We start from the raw sequence: 17,081 nt of genomic DNA on the forward strand, positions 1-17,081 counted from the left end.
GCTTGGGAATTTTTTTACACGGTAAATTGGGCTATGTGCAGGGACGTGGGTATGGCGGCGCAACGCCATGTACGAACGAGATCATATAGGCAAACGTAAACTTAATTTTGGGCGATATTTATGGCTTGGATTGATTGGTTTAACGGCTGGTCGTTTAAATCTAAAAGCAGCCTGCAATATTGGTCTATCGGCAAGAGCTGTGAGCCGAAGCGGCACATGTGGTCGGTGTCTTGTTGGCAGTCTATTAGGGCGATACCGCAGTCGCGCAAATACGGCACGGCGTGGGCAAAGGCGATTTTGGAGGCGTTGTCGTGCTGGCAAAACATGGATTCGCCATAAAATACGCACCCGATTTGTACGCCATAAAATCCGCCTGCCAAGTGCAGGCTGCCCGCATGGTCGGGATACCAGCATTCAAATGAATGGGCTTTGCCTTGTTGATGTAGTGCGCCGTAGGTTTGTATGATGTCGTGGTTTATCCATGTGCCGTTTTGTCCTGCGCGTGGCACGGTGGAACAGGCGCGAATCACGTCATCAAAGGCGCGATTGACGCTGACTTGGTAGCGTTGTTGGCGCAAGGCTTTGCGTAGATTGTGTCCGATGTGCAATTGGTTTGGAAAGATAACGGCGCGTGGGTGTTGGGTGAACCATAGCCAATAGCCATGTGCTTTGAGCCATGAAAACAGTCCGTTGCGATAAGCAGCCTGCACCATGTTTGGTGTGATGATTTCGCTAGCGGCAATTAAGCCGTCTTGTGGTGTGTTGCTGGGATTGAGCTTGGGGAAATGGGGATTGTCTGGGTCTATAAGTGTGAGCATGGCGTATGATTTATGCAGACTGCTTATTTTTTAAGCAGCCTGCACTTTTTGTTGTGGGTTGAATGATTTAGATGACTTATCCACAAGTTATCCTGTGGATTGTACCGAATCATATGGGTAAAAGTGGATTAGATTCTAACTAGAACAAGGCGACAACGACCGCCGTGTACATCTAGTACATAAGGGAGTTGGCAACGCGGTACTAATCTAAATTTAATTCACTATATTCGTACACGGCGGTCGTTGTCGCCTTGTCATAATCTAAATTTAATCCACTATAGTACATAAAGGCGTTGGCAACGCAGTGCTAGTTTGAAGATAATCCACTGTGTAATGTTTGTACTTTATCCACTTCTTCCACGCTACCCAACACCACCGCTACACGTTGATGTAAGCCAGTCGGTTGAATCTGCAACATATTTTCACGCGCATTGGTGATTTTGCCGCCTGCTTGTTCCACCACCAAGCCCAGCGGATTGGCTTCATACATCAAACGCAATTTGCCTGCTTTGCTGGGGTCGCGGTTGTCTTTGGGATAGAGAAACACGCCGCCGCGCGTCAAAATGCGATGGACTTCTGCCACCATGCTCGCCACCCAGCGCATATTGTAATTTTTGCCGCGCACGCCGTCTTTGCCTGCCAGCAATTCGCCAATATATTGCTGAATCGGCTGCTCCCAGTGGCGTTGGTTGGACATATTGATGGCAAATTCTGCCGTTTGCGTGGGAACTTGCAAAGCAGCCTGCGTTTGAATGAACTCGCCTTGTTCGTTGAGTGTGAACGCTGCCACGCCGTGTTTGAATGTCAGCACCAAAATCGTTTGTACGCCATACAACACATAGCCTGCTGCCACTTGCTTGCTGCCTGCTTGCAAGAACGATTGCGTGTGCAGGCTGCCCGCTGGTTTTGCCAGCACCGAAAAAATCGTGCCAATAGAAATGTTTACATCAATATTAGACGAACCGTCCAACGGGTCAAACAACACCAAATAACCGCCCTGCTCGCTAGTGGCGACAAAATCGTCTTCTTCTTCGCTGGCGATGCCTGCCACATTGGCGTTGTCGCGCAAAGTGTCGATTAAGATTTGATTGGCAAGCACGTCCAATTTTTTTTGCGCTTCGCCCTGAATATTGCCTGTGCCAGCCTCGCCCAACACGCCCGACAACGCGCCCAATCGCACATGACGGCTAATTTGCGTGCAGGCTGCCACGATGCTGCCAACCGTGCTAATCAGCTCGGGTGCAATCACGTATTGTTGGCTGTGTTGTTGCAGATAGTGGGTTAAGGTTTGCATGATGTTCTCCGTTGTTTCATGTAGATTAAAATTGTGTTGATAAAATGCCTATTTATTTTCTTGTATAACAAAATTAAACTGGCGATATATTAAAAACACAAAGAAATTCTATCATGCAATCCAATCCAAACAAAAAGCAGCCTGCACTTTTTTTGGGACACGGCAGCCCAATGAACATGTTGCGCCCCGAATTAGACATCAACCAAAACATCACGCGCATTGCCCAAACCTTTGCCAAACCCAAAGCGATTGTGTGCGTGTCGGCGCATTGGTATGACGGTTTGTGGATAACGGGCGCAGCGCAGCCTGACACCATTTACGATTTTTATGGCTTTCCCGAAGCCTTGTATCAACAAAATTATCCAGCCGCTGGCAGCCCCGAATTGGCGCAACAATTATGCGATTTATTGCCCGAAGCACAAATCCACCCTACTCGCGGTTTAGACCACGGCGCATGGGCGGTGCTGAAATTTTTGTCCCCCCAAGCCGATGTGCCTGTGGTGCAACTGGGTTTGGATTTATCGCAGCCGCCGCAATGGCATTACGAGCAAGCCCAGCGTTTGCGTGTGTTGCGCGAACAAGGCGTGTTGATTGTGGGCAGCGGCAATATTGTGCATAACCTACGCGCCGCGCAACGCACCGACCACGCGCCTGCATACGATTGGGCAGAGCAATTTTTGGCGCACATCAACCATGCGATTGAATATCGCCAGCACGACAACATCATCAACTATCATCAATTTGGCGACGTCGCGCGGCTGTCTGTGCCCACGCCCGAGCATTTGTTGCCGCTGCTGTATGTGTTGGCGCAACAAGACGATAGCGACCGCGTGGCGTTGTTCAATAATCAAATGGATATGGGGTCTATTAGCATGACTTCGGTTTTGCTGCATTGATTGATTAAGCATGCCTACGACATACCCTTTTATAACCAAATCATAGATTTGGACAAAAGGGCAAAGCAGCCTGCACTTTGAATCAACAAAAAGTGCAGGCTGCTTTTTTACTTAATTTTGACTTATTGCAACAAATAATGAATTTCCTTTGACTTTTTACAACCCCTGAAATAGTATTAGACGCGCTTAACTCGCTAAAACCGATTATTTAAAATAGCTAACTGATATAACTAATATTATTTTTATTTGCACACAAAATTAGCAAAATCTGGCGCATATCGTATCGTTATCCGCACCAAAACAGTAAACTACCATCAAAATGATTTTATTTTAAACCTCTCGGAGTAATACTATGGCAACAGACAATCAAACCCCAACCAAACAAGGGCTGCCAACGCTATCCAAAAACACCATTTGGATGATGAGTTTCGGTTTTTTGGGTGTGCAAACCGCGTTTACGCTGCAAAGTTCTCAAATGAGCCGCATTTTCCAAACGCTAGGCGCAGACCCACACAGTTTGGGTTGGTTTTTCATTTTGCCACCGCTCGCTGGCATGATTGTGCAGCCGATCGTGGGGCATTTTTCTGACCGCACTTGGTCGCCGCGTTTGGGTGGTCGCCGTTTGCCGTATTTGATTTATGGCTCGTTGATTGCGGTGATTGTGATGTTGTTGATACCCAATTCAGGTAGCTTGGGTTTGAGTTATGCGATGGCGTTGATGTTTGGTGCGTTGATGATTGCGCTGTTGGACGTGTCGTCTAATATGGCGATGCAGCCATTCAAAATGATGGTCGGCGACATGGTAAACGAAGAACAAAAAAGCTATGCGTATGGCATTCAAAGTTTCTTGGCGAATACAGGCGGTATTGTTGCGTCAATTTTGCCGTTTTTGTTTGCGATTATTGGTTTGAGCAACGTGGCGGAAAAAGGCGTTGTGCCGCAAACGGTTGTCGTGTCGTTTTATGTGGGCGCGGCGTTGTTGATTGTTACCAGCGCATTGACCGTGTTCAAAGTGAAAGAGTACGACCCTGAAACCTATGCGCGTTATCACGGCATTGACGTAAAAGCCAATGAAGAAAAAGTAAGCTGGATTGAATTGCTCAAACGTGCGCCAAAAGCATTTTGGACGGTGTCATTTACGCAATTTTTCTGCTGGTTTGCGTTCCAATATTTGTGGACGTATTCGGCTGGCGCGATTGCAGCGAATGTGTGGAATGCAACCGATGCGGCTTCGGCTGGTTATCAGGAAGCGGGCAACTGGTTTGGCGTGTTGGCGGCGGTGCAATCGGTGGCTGCGGTGGCGTGTTCGTATGTTTTGGCGAAAATTCCCAATCAATATCATAAACAAAGCTATTTTGGCTGCTTGGCGTTGGGCGCGTTGGGCTTCTTGTCTATTGCGTTTGCGACCAATCAATATTTGTTAATCGTGTCGTTTATTTTGGTGGGGATTGCTTGGGCGGGTATTTTGACTTACCCATTGACGATTGTTACCAATGCTTTGTCGGGCAAACACACAGGCACTTATTTGGGTTTGTTTAACACGTCTATTTGTTTGCCGCAAATTGTGGCTTCGTTGTTGAGTTTCGCACTGTTCCCGATGTTGGGCGGTGTGCAAGCAAATATGTTTATCATGGCAGGGATTGTGTTACTGTTGGGCGCATTCTCGGTGTTTTTGATCAAAGAAACGCACGGTAATTAACCATTTCAGGCAGCCTGAAAATGGTGGAAATGTTTCAGGCTGCTTTTTGATACGACAGAAATTTTTATATATAAGCAAATCTACTCCCTCTCCTGTGGGAGAACGGAAAACTTTTCAGCCTTAACTAAAGATTTGTTTTATTCAGCGATTTTTCCCTCTCCCTAGCCCTCTCCCAAAGGAGAGGGAACAAGATTACTGCAACTAAAAGTTTTGTCGTATATTTCAGGCTGCCTGAAAATATGCAGGCTGCTTTTTCAATAAAATTTATCCATTCAAAAATTCAATTTTTTCGCTTCAATTTTCATAAGGAATAACACTATGTATTTGAGAATTATGGACGTTCTGCCATGGGCGATTCGCTCAACCAAATTGGAAAAAGAACACAAACGCTTACAAGAAAGCCTGACCAGTATCGGTAATGGCTACATGGGTATGCGCGGCAATTTTGAAGAAACGTATTCTGCCGACAGCCATTTGGGTACTTACATCGCAGGCGTGTGGTTTCCCGATAAAACGCGTGTGGGTTGGTGGAAAAACGGCTATCCAAAATATTTCGGTAAAGCGATTAACGCCTTAAATTTCAGCAAAGTAGCGATTTTTGTGGACAATCAAGAAGTGGATTTGGCGAAAAATGAAGTTGCTAATTTCGCGATTGAATTGGACATGAAAACAGGCGTATTCCGCCGTCAATTTACCGTGTTTGGCGTGAAATTTGCGATTACCAAATTTTTGTCGGTGGCACAAAAAGAATTAGCCGCCATCCGTTGGGAAATGGTTGCGGTGGACGGCAAAACGCACGAAGTCCGCATCAATTCTATGATTGACGCTGACGTGAAAAACGAAGATTCCAACTACGAAGAAAAATTCTGGCAAGTGTTGGCGCGTGAAGTGAACGCGGAAACTTCGGCGATTGCCACTCAAACCGTTGCCAATCCATTTGGCGTGGAACAATTTATCGTGAACGCGGAACAACATTTCGCAGGCGATTTCAACGTTTCAAGCAGCCAAGAACAAGATTGGCAAGTAAGCAATGAATTTTCAGGCAGCGTTGGCAGCGAAACGCAATTTTTTGAAAAACGTGTGATTATTACCACAAGCCGCGATTATGCTGATTTGGAAGCTGTGCAAAAAGCAGGACGCGAATTGTCTGAAAAAGTGGCTAAACAATCATTTGCCGATTTGTTGGCGGCGCACAAAGCAGGCTGGCTGAAACGTTGGGAAAGCGCGGACGTGGTGATTAGCGGCAACAATGAAGCGCAACAAGGTATCCGCTTCAATTTATTCCAATTATTCGCGACTTACTACGGCGAAGATGCGCGTTTGAATATCGGTCCAAAAGGTTTCACAGGCGAAAAATACGGTGGCGCAACGTATTGGGATACGGAAGCCTATGCTGTGCCGTTGTATTTGGCGTTGGCAGAACCACAAGTTACACGCAACTTGTTGAAATATCGCCACAATCAATTACCGCAAGCGAAACACAACGCAGGACAACAAGGTTTGGCAGGCGCGTTGTACCCAATGGTTACGTTCACAGGCGTGGAATGCCACAACGAATGGGAAATCACGTTTGAAGAAATTCACCGCAACGGTGCGATTGCCTACGCGATTTACAATTACACCAACTACACAGGCGACGAAAGCTATTTGGCAAAAGAAGGCTTGGAAGTGTTGGTAGAAATTTCACGTTTCTGGGCTGACCGCGTGCATTTCTCAAACCGCCACGGCAAATACATGATGCACGGCGTAACCGGTCCAAACGAATACGAAAACAACATCAATAATAACTGGTACACCAACAATTTAGCTGCTTGGGTATTGGAATACACGTCTGCGGCATTGGCAAAATACCCACGCCCAGATTTGAACGTGAGCGCGGAAGAATTGGCAAAATGGGCGGATATTATCGCGAATATGTACCGTCCGTTTGACGCGGAATTGAATGTATTTGTACAACACGATGGTTTCTTGGACAAAGATTTGCGCCCAGTTTCGGCATTGTCCAAAGACGATTTGCCATTGAACCAAAAATGGTCTTGGGACAAAATTTTGCGTTCGCCATTCATCAAACAAGCGGACGTGTTGCAAGGGATTTACTTCTTCGGCGACCGTTTCACATTGGACGAAAAACGCCGCAATTTTGATTTCTACGAACCGATGACCGTTCACGAAAGTTCATTATCGCCATCAATCCACGCGATTTTGGCAGCGGAATTGGGCAAAGAAGAAAAAGCAGTTGAAATGTACCAACGCACGGCGCGTTTGGACTTGGATAATTACAACAACGACACGGAAGACGGTTTGCACATCACGTCTATGACGGGTTCTTGGTTAGGCATTGTGCAAGGTTTCGCACAAATGAAAACTTGGGGCGGCAAATTGAGTTTTGCGCCATTCTTGCCAAGCGTTTGGACAGGTTACGCATTCCACATCAATTATCGCGGTCGCTTGATTAAAGTAACCGTTGATAGCGCAAATGTGAAATTGAATTTGCTCAAAGGCGACGCATTGAAATTGAGCGTTTACGGTCAAGAAGTTGAATTACAAAGCGAATTTGTAACCGCATTGCAACGTGGAGAATAAGCATGACTTTTGAAGCGGTACTTTTTGATTTGGACGGCGTGATTACCGACACGGCGGAATATCATTTTCTCGCGTGGCAAAAGTTGGCGGAAGAATTGGGGATTAGCATTGACCGCCAATTCAACGAGCAACTGAAAGGCGTGTCGCGTGATGATTCGCTCAAACGCATTTTGGTGCACGGCAATAAAACCGTTTCGCCAGAAGAATTTAAGCAATTAACCGAACACAAAAACGCGAATTATTTGACGATGATTGAAGCGGTTTCGCCGAATGATGTTTACGCTGGCATTTTGGATTTGCTCAAAGCGTTGCGTGCGAGTGGTAAAAAAATCGCGTTGGCATCAGCAAGCAAAAATGGCCCGAAATTGTTGCAGCAAATGCAATTAACGGAATATTTTGATTGCATCGCCGACCCTGCAAAAATCGCGCAATCCAAGCCAGCACCTGATATTTTTTTGGCAGCGGCGGCTGGTGTGGATGTAGCGATTGAAAACTGCATTGGCATTGAAGACGCGGCGGCTGGCGTGGCAGCGATTAAAGCGGCTGGCGCGTTGCCGATTGGCGTGGGCAAAGCCAGCGATTTGGGCGATGATATTGCGATTGTGGCTGACACCAGCTTTTTGACGTTGAATTATTTGGAAAACGTTTGGCAAAGCGCGAAGTATAGTTGATTAAAATAAAAATGAGACAAGGCGACAACGCCCGCCGTGTACGATAAGTACATAAGGGCGTTGGCAACGCTGTATCATTGCAATTTTAATCAACTAGAATACCTAAATGCTAAACAAAGCAGCCTGCACTTTGAATCAACAAAAAGTGCAGGCTGCTTTTTACGCTATAATCTTGCCTTTTCAATTTGTTAGGATATTAAAATGGCTTTTGCATCTTTGTTTACCTTGTTGGACGACATCGCATCGGTGCTGGACGATGTGGCACTCATGACCAAAATGGCAGCCAAAAAAACCGCAGGCGTGGTAGGCGACGATTTGGCGTTGAATGCCAACCAAGTAACAGGCGTACAAGCCGACCGCGAATTGCCGATTGTGTGGGCGGTGGCAAAGGGCTCGCTCATCAACAAAGTCATTTTGATTCCCATCGCCCTATTGTTGTCGATTTTTTTGCCAAAGTTGATTACGCCGTTGCTGATGATAGGCGGCGCATATTTGTGTTTTGAAGGTGTAGAAAAATTGCTGCACAAGTTTTTACATCACCACGAAGAAGCGCATGAAGCCACGCACATTCCCGATTCACTCGACAGCGAAAAAGACAAAATCAAAGGTACAATTCGCACCGATTTTATTTTGTCGGCAGAAATCATCATCATCGCGTTGGGTGTGGTACAAGAATCCACGCTCATGGTTAAAATTTTCGCTTTGTCGGCGGTTGGCATCGGCATTACGATTTTTGTTTACGGCTTGGTGGCGATGATTGTCAAAGCCGATGATGTGGGCTTGTATTTGATGCAGGCTGCTTCGTCTGGCAAACGCGCGATTGGACGCATGATTATCGCCATTATGCCTTGGGTGATGCGTGCGCTGGCGTTTGTTGGCACGCTAGCAATGTTCTTGGTGGGTGGCGGCATTTTTACCCACAACATAGACGCGCTGCACCACATTCAATGGAGCAACGCTTTAATTGCCACAGGATTTGATTTAGTCGTAGGCTTGATTGTGGGCGTGATTTGCTGCGCTGTGATTTTGCCGTTGAGCAAAAGATTGGCGGTGAAATAATCACACTAGGATATTGAATAGAAAAAGTGCAGGCTGCTTTTGAAATACTCAAAAAAGCAGCCTGCACTTTTTTTGTTTGATTTAAATCACTCACATCACAAACCCAATTTCGCGCAAACCCAATCCGCCAAATCAGGCTCAATCCGCGCTTCAATCGGCAACACCCAAATGCAATCGGGCGCATGGGTCGGCAATTTCACCGCATCTTTTTCCGTAATCAACACATAATCCGCAGCAGGCAAATCATCAAGCGACAACACCGCGTGGTCAGCCAAAGCCAGCGTTTGCGCCAATTCAATCCCCATATCGCGCAAAGACTGAAAAAACCGTTCGGGACGTGCAATGCCAGCCACCGCCACGCAGGTTTGATTGGGGTGCAGGCTGCTTGGGTCTAGCTTTTCGTTTGCTTGATTGAAGCGATACGGCGCACCGCAAACCACGCTGCTGGCAAATAAATCGTGCGGAAAAACCGTTTGTTCTTGCGCCCACGTTATATCGTCTGCGTTGGCTTGGCTTAACACCACGCCGTCTAATTCGCCCAATCGTGCAATCGGTTCGCGCAGGCTGCCGTTGGGCAACACGTCCAATTCGCTTAATCGGCGCAAATCGGCGGCTGGGAACACGCCAATTTCCATATCGCGGTGCAACGCGTAATGCTGCAAACCATCGTCCGCCACCAACAGTTGAATGTCGGGATAATGCGCCAACAACGCTTGCCCAGTCACATAGCGATTCGCTCCCACCGCCATCGGTGCAGCGGTTTGACGATACAGCATCAACGGTTCATCACCAACATCTGCTGCTTGACTGTGCGCGTGCAGCACATAAATTTCGCTGCTTTGTCTGCCATAGCCGCGACTGATGATGCCAACACGCACGCCACGTTGTTGCAAGCCGCGAACCAAAGCAGCGGTAATGGGCGTTTTGCCCGTGCCACCCGCGTGAATATTGCCCACAATCACCACAGGCACAGGCAATTTTTGGATTTTGTGCGGATTGTGTTGATAGCGTTGGCGACGATGTTGTGCAATCAGCGCAAACAAACGCGAAAGCGGAGTCAGCAAAACACGCAAAATTGGATTGGGCGTTTGCCAATGTTGTTCGATGAGTTGATGTAGTTTCATGTGCAGGCTGCTTTTTTACTACGACTACGCCGTCATTTCTGCATCAAGCAAAAATGACGGCGATGATTGGTTTGATGTAGATTTACTCTTTCTCGCCACCGCGTCGAGTAAACGAAATGCCCAGTTGTTTGAGTTTGCGATACAAATGCGTGCGTTCCAAGCCCACTTTTTGCGCCACGCGGCTCATATTGTGGTTTTCTTGCTGAATGTGGAACTCAAAATAACGGCGTTCCAATTCTTCGCGCAATTCACGCAGCGGCAAGTTGAAGTTAAAACCGCCTTTTACTTCTTGCGCGGTTTCGTTTTGATTAAACTGGCTCAATACGCGCGTTACTGCGCCGTCGTGGACTTCGTTGCCCTCGCAGTTGAGCGCAAGGCTTTTAATCACATTACGAAATTGCTCCAAATTGCCCGGCCAGTCGTATTGGCGCAAGCGGTTGTAGGCGGCTGATGTAAATTTAACGTGCGTTTCTTCTTGCAGGCTACTGGATAATTCGCGCAGAATTTGCCCTGCCAAAAACGGAATGTCTTCAATTTGATGACGCAGCGGCGGCAACGAAATCACCGCGCCCGACAATAAATTGGATAAGCGCGTGTCCGATTGGACGTTTAACCATTCGTTTACAGGTGTGCTGCTGCAACACACAATGCGCACATTGAACCGCTCTGCCTTGCCCAATATCACGCCCATGCTTTGCAAAATACATTTGTCGTATTGTGAAATATCGCCCAAATACAAAATGCCGCCTGATGCTTTTTCCAATAAATCCAAAGGCATACTGGAAATATGTTCGGGTTTATGTGCTTCCACCCAAGGAGTGTTGTTTTTGTGGAATGTCCGCGCCACCGTTTCAAATGGGCAGCCTGCTTCACCCAGCAATAAAACTGCATTATTGTGGCGATACGCTAGTTCTAACTGCTTATTCAATTCTTTAATCACCGCGCTGCTACCCAAATTGTTTGCTGTTATCGGGGCTTGGGTTTGCGATTCGCCGTATTTGAGTGCGCGTTCCACCGTTTGCAACAATTTTTGTAGCGGAATCGGCTTTTCCAAAAAGTCCAACGCGCCGATTTTGGTGGCTTCTACGGCGGTGTCGATGCTGCCGTGTCCGCTCATCATCACCACAGGCATGGTCAGCAAGCCGTTGGTTGCCCATTCTTTGAGCAACGTGATGCCATCGCTATCGGGCATCCAAATATCCAGCAACACCAAAGATGGGCGCGTTTTGATACGCAATTTGCGTGCTTCTTCGGCATTTTCGGCAACAGCAACGGTGTAGCCCTCGTCCTCCAAGGTTTCTTGCAATACTTCACGAATGCCAATTTCATCGTCAACAATTAAAATATCTGTGCTTTTCATGATTATTATTTTTCTGATGGTTCAGTTAAATTTGCTACAAAAGGAAAATAAAGGTTTAGGCACGCACCACCTTCTGCACGATTGTGGAGCGTGATGCGTCCATTATGGTCTTCTACAATTTTTTTCACAACCGCTAGCCCCAAGCCTGTACCATTGGATTTATCGGTTTTATATGGCTCAAAAGCAGCCTGCAACATTTCGTGACTAAACGATTTGCCGTTGTTGCTCACGCTAATGTGAATTTGTTCGTTTTGGATTTGTGTGCTAACCCAAACTTGTGGTTTGACGTCGCTTTCGGCAGCTTCGGCAGCATTTTTGAACAAATTGTGTAACACTTGACGCATTGCCGTGGTATCGGCATTGAGCCACATAGGTATATTACTCAATTCTGTATGGAATGTACAAGGTACACTTTCGTATAGCACCAATACTTCACCAATTAACACATTTAAATCAACAGGTTTCAAACGAATAGACGGCGCACGAGCGTAATTGCGAAAGGCTTCTACCATTTCTTTTAGTGCGGCGACTTGTTTAATGATTGTGTTGGTGGATTTGTCTAGCGTTTGCACATCGGGGTCGGAAAGTTTATCACGCAATTTCCATGCCAATCGCTCGGCAGAAAGCTGGATTGGCGTGAGTGGATTGCGGATTTCGTGTGCCAAGCGTTTTGCCACTTCACCCCATGCGGCTTCTTTTTGCGCTTGAACCAAAGTGGTGATGTTGTCAAACACCAAAACCAAGCCGTTGCCGTTTTCGGCTGGCAGGCGCACGGCTTTGCCCAGCAAAATGCGGCTTTCGTCTTGGGCAAGATAGGTCAATTCAATCGCTTTGTTGGCATTTTCGCTTTCAATCAACGGCGTTAGGGCTTGGTTGAGTGCGTGGTATTGCGGCGATTGCTGCGCCCAGTCTTGCGGATTTTGTCCCAAAATAGCCGACAAAGAACAATCCAAAATCGTTTCTGCGCTGCGATTATAGGTATTCAAGCAGCCTGCACTGTCTAGCGTAATCACGCCTGCGCTCAAACTGTCCAACACGCGCTCCAAATAATGTCGGGCGGCTTCTTGTTCTTGTCGATGCTGCTCATCGGCTTGTTTGGCAATGGCAAGTTGTTCACTCATGTGGTTGAACAACAAAGTTAATTTTCCCAATTCGTCTTGGCGAATAATGTGCAATCGGCGTTGAAAATTGCCTTGCGCCACTTCTCGCGCACCGTCTGCCAACTGCACAATCGGTTCAACAAAACGTCGTGCAAAATACAAGGCAGCCGCAATCGCTAACAAAATCGCCAACAATGCCGCAATCAACAAAGTGACCAAGAAAAAGGTTTGTAAGCCTTTTTGCGCGAAGGCTAGTTCGGCGTATTTGGAACGGGCGGCTTCAATTAATTCGGCATCTTGCGCCACTTGCTGCGGCACGGCTTGGCGGAAAAACAGTGCGTATTGCTGATGATTGTATTTGGGCAACAGCAGCCAGCCGTTGGTATAAAGCGTGTGGTTGATGCTTTCTATGCTGTGATGCGTGTCGGATTGGTGGATTTTGTGCAGGCTGCTTTCGTCCAATTCGGGCGGCGTAAATTGATTGGGATTGCGTTCAACAAGCGGTTGGCGCGTATCTAAATTCCACACGGCAAGATGGGCAAATTCGCGCGCTTCGGTGGTGTTGAGTGCTGGGGCGACATCGTTTTGCTGCATGACTGCGGTTAGCACATGGGCGCGAACCGAAGCAGCCTGCACCATGCTGTGTTGCGCGGCATTGTTCAACGCCGATTGACTGAGTTTTAAACTGCGCTCCAACGCTTCTTTTGTGTCGTTGCCAAACCACGAGTCAATGCTGTATGCAATGAACTGCGCGGCAACGCCCAGCAAGAAAATGGCAGGCAAGGCGGCAACCAACGTGAACATACCCGACAATTTTCGTGCGATGACCGAGCCGAATACTTGGTTGTTTTTGTCGCTTAAAATCAACCAAATATAGCGGACGATGACGGTAAACAGCATCGATGCCAACAAGGCTGCCGCCACCGCAATCCACCAAAAATAAGGCGCAAAACGGCTGTCGCTGTCGGTGGAAAACGTGAGCAAATACAAAACGGCAAATGATGCGATGCCACAGAAAATGAGAAAACGGCGCATGGGAACTCGTGAGTTAATGGATTTGCCGTCATTCCTGCGTAGGCAGGAATCTATCTGGCTGATTCAGTTATAGAAATGGATTTTGTATAACCGAAATAAAGCATTGGATTCCCGCCTGCGCGGGAATGACGGTTGTTGCAAGTGCAGGCTGCTTTTTAACGAATAATCAAATCTTGCCAACCCGAATCCAAATTCCAGCCACGCGATGTGATGGCGTTGATTTGAAACGGTTTGGGCAATTTGCTCACACTCAAACTCAACCGAACGCTGGCTTCTACATCGCTTGGCGTGGCGTTGAGCAACGTGCCTTGTTTGAGCGTGCGCCAATTTGCAATCGCACCGACTGCTTTGAGTGCGGTGGTTAAGCTGCTGTATTCAGTAGAAAATGTGCCAACCGATACGCGATAACGGCTGGTGAGTGGGTGATACGATAGACGATAGTTTACGCGGTTTTCGTTGCTGACCAGTTGCGTGATTTTGCTGCGATACGATGCAAATGTCGGGCGTTCCAGTTGATACGACAACTCAAAATCCAGCGACACGCCTTGTTGCAGCGCATCGGTTAGCTGTTCGGGCAATTCGGTGGCAAAACGTGTGCTAATCGCCAGTTGTCCGTTGGGCAAGATTTGTGCTTCGCGGCGCGTGGACTGAATGTTTTCGGCATGGGCAATGGGCAACGTCATCAAGCCAATCATCAACACAAACACGCGCAAGCAGCCTGCACCCCAAAAAAGTGCAGGCTGCTTTGGTTTGGCTAACACATTATTTTTTGTGAATAAGCGCATAATAAAACCCATCTTGTTTTTCGTTGGGAATCAAAACTTTTTCTTCTAGCAAAGTGGCATCGGCATGACGGCGCAGGAATTTTTGGCATTGCAACTGGTTTTCCGCTTCAAAAATAGAACACGTTGCCAGCAACATTCGTCCGCCTTGTTTCAAGGTTTTCCACAATTCATCTAGCATGATTTCTTGCTGTTGCGCGGTTTTGAGCGCGTCGTTGGGGCGGCGCAACCATTTGATGTCGGGATTGCGTTTAATTGTGCCTGATGCGGTGCAAGGTACGTCTGCCAAAATCACATCAAACGGCACACCGTCCCACCATTCGGCTAAATTTTGGGCAGGTGAGCAATACAAAGCAGCCTGCAATTTTAATCGCGCCAAATTGTCTTGCACGCGAGCCAAACGTTTTTTGTCTATGTCTAACGCGGTGACGCTGCAATTGGCCAGTTCCAACAAATGCCCTGTTTTGCCGCCTGGAGCAGCGCAAGCGTCCAACACACGTTCGCCGTTTTGCGGATTGAGCAAATACGCCGCTTGCTGTGCGCCCCAGTCTTGCACCGACACCGCGCCATTGGCAAATTGCGGCAACTGGTTCACAGGCACAGGCGTGGTAATGCGAATGGCATAATCGTCCAATTTTTTGGCGGCAATGCCTGCTTGTTCCAACAGCAGCAAATAAGCATCGGCATTCATGTGGCGGCGATTGACGCGCAAGGTGAGCGGTGGGTGCGATTGAAACGCCGTTACCATATTGTGCCAATGTTTTGGGTACTGCGTTTGCAGGCTGCTTTGCAACCAAGTCGGCAAATTGAATTTGGCTATATTATTGAATTGACACGATTTATTCAACCCTTCTTGTTCGCGCTGAAAACGGCGCAAAATCGCATTGGCAAACGAGCGGTATTGTCCACGCCCCATTTTGCCGATGTATTCCACCGCTTCGTTTACAACTGCGTGTGGCGCGTTTTTGGTGTGATTGAGTTGATACATTGCCACCAGTAAATGCGCTTCTAGCAATGGGTTGTCCAACGGTTTGTTGAGCAATTTGCCCAGCATATAACGCAGGCTGCCCAAAAATCGCTGGCAACCATATGCCAAGTCTTGCAGCATGCCTTTGTCTTGCGCGGTTAAATCGGGATTTTGGGCGATGATGTTTGCCAATTCATCGGCAAGATTTTTGCCATTTGCTACCGCCAACACGGTTTGTGCAGCGAGTTTTTGTACCAAAGATAAAGACATCGTTTTGTTCTGAAATTGAAAAATAAATAGGGGGCAAGTGTATCACAACAAAAAAGCAGCCTGCACTTTTTGTTGATGAAAAGTTGCAGGCTGCTTTTTGTCATTCAAACCGCATTCTTACTATGCAAATACCGCACCGCTTCTTCCTGTTTGCCTGCCATAATATCGTCCATAGCGCGTAAGGATTTAGCGATTGCCGCATCCACCAATTCGCGTTCGGCAGCCGATGGCTTGTTCAACACAAAACCCACCACCAAAGCGCGGTCGCCAGGGTGTCCAATCCCCAAGCGTAGGCGATAAAAATTGGGCGTACCCATTTTCGCTTGAATGTCTTTTAAGCCATTGTGTCCGCCATTGCCGCCGCCCAGTTTGAAGCGAATTGCACCGCAATCAATGTCCAGTTCATCGTGTACCACCAAAATTTCTTCGGGCGCGATTTTGTAGAACTGCGCCAACGCCTGCACCGCCTTGCCCGACAAATTCATATAAGTATCGGGTTTGAGCAACCACACTTCGCCACCGGGGCGCGACACGCGAGCAACATCGCCAAAAAATTTCTTTTCGTTTTTCCAACTGGCTTTCCATTGCCACGCCAATTCGTCCAAAAACCAAAAACCAGCATTGTGGCGCGTTTTTTCGTATTCGGCAGTGGGGTTGCCCAAGCCGACAATCAATTTAATTTTCATGTTGATGAGATTCCTATTTTTTCTGCGCGACTCGTTTGCGGCGAGCGTCTTTTGGGTCAGCAAGCAAGGGGCGATACACTTCCACGCGGTCGCCATCGCGCAATACTGTGTCGTCTTTAACCGCTTTGCCGAATATGCCCAACAAAGCAGCCTGCACATCGGCATCGGGGAAATCGTGCAAAATCGGTGCTGCCAAAACGGCTTGTCGCGCCGTGCAGTCAGCGGCTAGGTGCAAGCGATACAATTTTTGCTGCGTGGCGGTGCCGTATGCCACTTCCACGGCGATTTTATCCATAGCGGCGATTCGCTTCCTGCACAAAGGCATCAACCAAACGATTGGTTACCACCGAAAACACAGGCGCAATCACACGGCTCAACAGTCCTGTTAATTCGTAGTGCAGCGTAAATTCAATCTGACACATGCCATCGCCCAAATCTACAAATTGCCAAGTGCCGTGCAGCGATTTAAACGGTCCTTCCAGCAAATTCATTTGGATTTGACGCAGCGGCTGGTTGTGGTTGTGCGTGGCAAAAGACTGGTTGATGCCCATGTAATCCATGTGTAGCCGCGCTTTGAGTTCGGTGTCGGTGCGCGACAAAATTTCGGTTTTGCCATACCACGGCAAAAATTGCGGGTAGTCTTCCACCCTGTCCACCAGCGCATACATCTTTTCCGCGCTGTGTAGCACCAAAACAGATTTTTTAATCGTTGCCATATTAAAGATTGCTTTCAAAAT

At 47.6% G+C, this 17,081-nt stretch carries 15 protein-coding genes; 5 read left to right on the plus strand and 10 right to left on the minus strand.

Translation table 11 applies throughout. The features are described from left to right. Positions 1–101: 101 nt before the first annotated feature. Positions 102–818, minus strand: coding sequence for a leucyl/phenylalanyl-tRNA--protein transferase (aat, locus tag DQN52_RS10135; protein WP_003787696.1), 717 nt, complete (start codon positions 816–818; stop codon positions 102–104). Positions 819–1,125: 307 nt separating this feature from the next. Further along, the gene (locus DQN52_RS10140) at positions 1,126–2,112 is read right to left on the minus strand and encodes a class 1 fructose-bisphosphatase (protein ID WP_003787695.1); all 987 of its coding nucleotides are present in this window, start codon (positions 2,110–2,112) and stop codon (positions 1,126–1,128) included. Between the two features lie 113 nt (positions 2,113–2,225). On the opposite strand from DQN52_RS10140, the gene ygiD reads away from it, so the two are divergent. The 5 genes from ygiD (at position 2,226) to DQN52_RS10170 (ending at position 9,020) form a co-directional block, all read left to right on the plus strand. Beyond that, positions 2,226–3,008 (plus strand): 4,5-DOPA-extradiol-dioxygenase, encoded by a 783-nt coding sequence (ygiD, locus tag DQN52_RS10145; protein WP_003787693.1) that lies wholly within the window; start codon positions 2,226–2,228, stop codon positions 3,006–3,008. Positions 3,009–3,360: 352 nt separating this feature from the next. Further along, positions 3,361–4,707 carry an SLC45 family MFS transporter gene (locus DQN52_RS10150; RefSeq protein WP_003787691.1) on the plus strand — a complete coding sequence of 449 codons (1,347 nt, stop codon included), beginning with the start codon at positions 3,361–3,363 and terminating at the stop codon, positions 4,705–4,707. Between the two features lie 318 nt (positions 4,708–5,025). Next, on the plus strand, positions 5,026–7,290 hold the full coding sequence (locus tag DQN52_RS10155; protein WP_003787689.1) for a glycoside hydrolase family 65 protein: 2,265 nt from the start codon (positions 5,026–5,028) through the stop codon (positions 7,288–7,290). A 2-nt stretch (positions 7,291–7,292) separates the two neighbouring features. Beyond that, complete coding sequence (pgmB, locus tag DQN52_RS10160) at positions 7,293–7,961, plus strand: beta-phosphoglucomutase (RefSeq protein ID WP_003787686.1); 669 nt, start codon at positions 7,293–7,295, stop codon at positions 7,959–7,961. A gap of 201 nt (positions 7,962–8,162) precedes the next feature. Then, positions 8,163–9,020: a DUF808 domain-containing protein gene (locus DQN52_RS10170; protein WP_003787681.1), complete on the plus strand. Its 858-nt coding sequence runs from the start codon at positions 8,163–8,165 to the stop codon at positions 9,018–9,020. Positions 9,021–9,115: 95 nt separating this feature from the next. On the opposite strand, the gene lpxK is transcribed toward DQN52_RS10170, so the two are convergent. From lpxK to DQN52_RS10210, 8 genes are all read right to left on the minus strand, one after another. After that, positions 9,116–10,144, minus strand: a complete 1,029-nt coding sequence (gene lpxK, locus DQN52_RS10175) for a tetraacyldisaccharide 4'-kinase (protein ID WP_003787678.1) — start codon at positions 10,142–10,144, stop codon at positions 9,116–9,118. A gap of 82 nt (positions 10,145–10,226) precedes the next feature. Then, the gene (locus DQN52_RS10180) at positions 10,227–11,504 is read right to left on the minus strand and encodes a sigma-54-dependent transcriptional regulator (protein ID WP_032134191.1); all 1,278 of its coding nucleotides are present in this window, start codon (positions 11,502–11,504) and stop codon (positions 10,227–10,229) included. Between the two features lie 5 nt (positions 11,505–11,509). After that, on the minus strand, positions 11,510–13,639 hold the full coding sequence (locus DQN52_RS10185) for a sensor histidine kinase (RefSeq protein ID WP_003787675.1): 2,130 nt from the start codon (positions 13,637–13,639) through the stop codon (positions 11,510–11,512). A gap of 155 nt (positions 13,640–13,794) precedes the next feature. Next, positions 13,795–14,436 carry a DUF4390 domain-containing protein gene (locus DQN52_RS10190; RefSeq protein WP_003787673.1) on the minus strand — a complete coding sequence of 214 codons (642 nt, stop codon included), beginning with the start codon at positions 14,434–14,436 and terminating at the stop codon, positions 13,795–13,797. Continuing rightward, positions 14,402–15,658 carry a 16S rRNA (cytosine(967)-C(5))-methyltransferase RsmB gene (gene rsmB / locus DQN52_RS10195; protein ID WP_003787671.1) on the minus strand — a complete coding sequence of 419 codons (1,257 nt, stop codon included), beginning with the start codon at positions 15,656–15,658 and terminating at the stop codon, positions 14,402–14,404. The genes DQN52_RS10190 and rsmB overlap by 35 nt, the downstream gene beginning before the upstream one ends. A gap of 104 nt (positions 15,659–15,762) precedes the next feature. Then, positions 15,763–16,344, minus strand: a complete 582-nt coding sequence (gene pth / locus DQN52_RS10200; RefSeq protein WP_003787669.1) for an aminoacyl-tRNA hydrolase — start codon at positions 16,342–16,344, stop codon at positions 15,763–15,765. Between the two features lie 13 nt (positions 16,345–16,357). Further along, a complete protein-coding gene (locus DQN52_RS10205; protein ID WP_003787667.1) occupies positions 16,358–16,639 on the minus strand; it encodes an RnfH family protein in 282 nt (93 codons plus the stop codon). After that, the gene (locus DQN52_RS10210; protein WP_003787665.1) at positions 16,632–17,060 is read right to left on the minus strand and encodes a type II toxin-antitoxin system RatA family toxin; all 429 of its coding nucleotides are present in this window, start codon (positions 17,058–17,060) and stop codon (positions 16,632–16,634) included. Before DQN52_RS10210 ends, DQN52_RS10205 begins: the two co-directional genes overlap by 8 nt. Between the last annotated feature and the right edge of the window lie 21 nt (positions 17,061–17,081).

Source organism: Kingella kingae (assembly GCF_900475905.1).
Taxonomy (GTDB): domain Bacteria; phylum Pseudomonadota; class Gammaproteobacteria; order Burkholderiales; family Neisseriaceae; genus Kingella; species Kingella kingae.

Excerpts from the sequence above, each read along its gene's own strand:
- aat (WP_003787696.1), bottom strand. The coding sequence starts at position 818 with ATGCTCACACTTATAGACCCAGACAATCCCCATTTCCCCAAGCTCAAT.
- DQN52_RS10140 (WP_003787695.1), bottom strand. The coding sequence starts at position 2,112 with ATGCAAACCTTAACCCACTATCTGCAACAACACAGCCAACAATACGTG.
- ygiD (WP_003787693.1), top strand. The coding sequence starts at position 2,226 with ATGCAATCCAATCCAAACAAAAAGCAGCCTGCACTTTTTTTGGGACAC.
- DQN52_RS10150 (WP_003787691.1), top strand. The coding sequence starts at position 3,361 with ATGGCAACAGACAATCAAACCCCAACCAAACAAGGGCTGCCAACGCTA.
- DQN52_RS10155 (WP_003787689.1), top strand. The coding sequence starts at position 5,026 with ATGTATTTGAGAATTATGGACGTTCTGCCATGGGCGATTCGCTCAACC.
- pgmB (WP_003787686.1), top strand. The coding sequence starts at position 7,293 with ATGACTTTTGAAGCGGTACTTTTTGATTTGGACGGCGTGATTACCGAC.
- DQN52_RS10170 (WP_003787681.1), top strand. The coding sequence starts at position 8,163 with ATGGCTTTTGCATCTTTGTTTACCTTGTTGGACGACATCGCATCGGTG.
- lpxK (WP_003787678.1), bottom strand. The coding sequence starts at position 10,144 with ATGAAACTACATCAACTCATCGAACAACATTGGCAAACGCCCAATCCA.
- DQN52_RS10180 (WP_032134191.1), bottom strand. The coding sequence starts at position 11,504 with ATGAAAAGCACAGATATTTTAATTGTTGACGATGAAATTGGCATTCGT.
- DQN52_RS10185 (WP_003787675.1), bottom strand. The coding sequence starts at position 13,639 with ATGCGCCGTTTTCTCATTTTCTGTGGCATCGCATCATTTGCCGTTTTG.
- DQN52_RS10190 (WP_003787673.1), bottom strand. The coding sequence starts at position 14,436 with ATGGGTTTTATTATGCGCTTATTCACAAAAAATAATGTGTTAGCCAAA.
- rsmB (WP_003787671.1), bottom strand. The coding sequence starts at position 15,658 with ATGTCTTTATCTTTGGTACAAAAACTCGCTGCACAAACCGTGTTGGCG.
- pth (WP_003787669.1), bottom strand. The coding sequence starts at position 16,344 with ATGAAAATTAAATTGATTGTCGGCTTGGGCAACCCCACTGCCGAATAC.
- DQN52_RS10205 (WP_003787667.1), bottom strand. The coding sequence starts at position 16,639 with ATGGATAAAATCGCCGTGGAAGTGGCATACGGCACCGCCACGCAGCAA.
- DQN52_RS10210 (WP_003787665.1), bottom strand. The coding sequence starts at position 17,060 with ATGGCAACGATTAAAAAATCTGTTTTGGTGCTACACAGCGCGGAAAAG.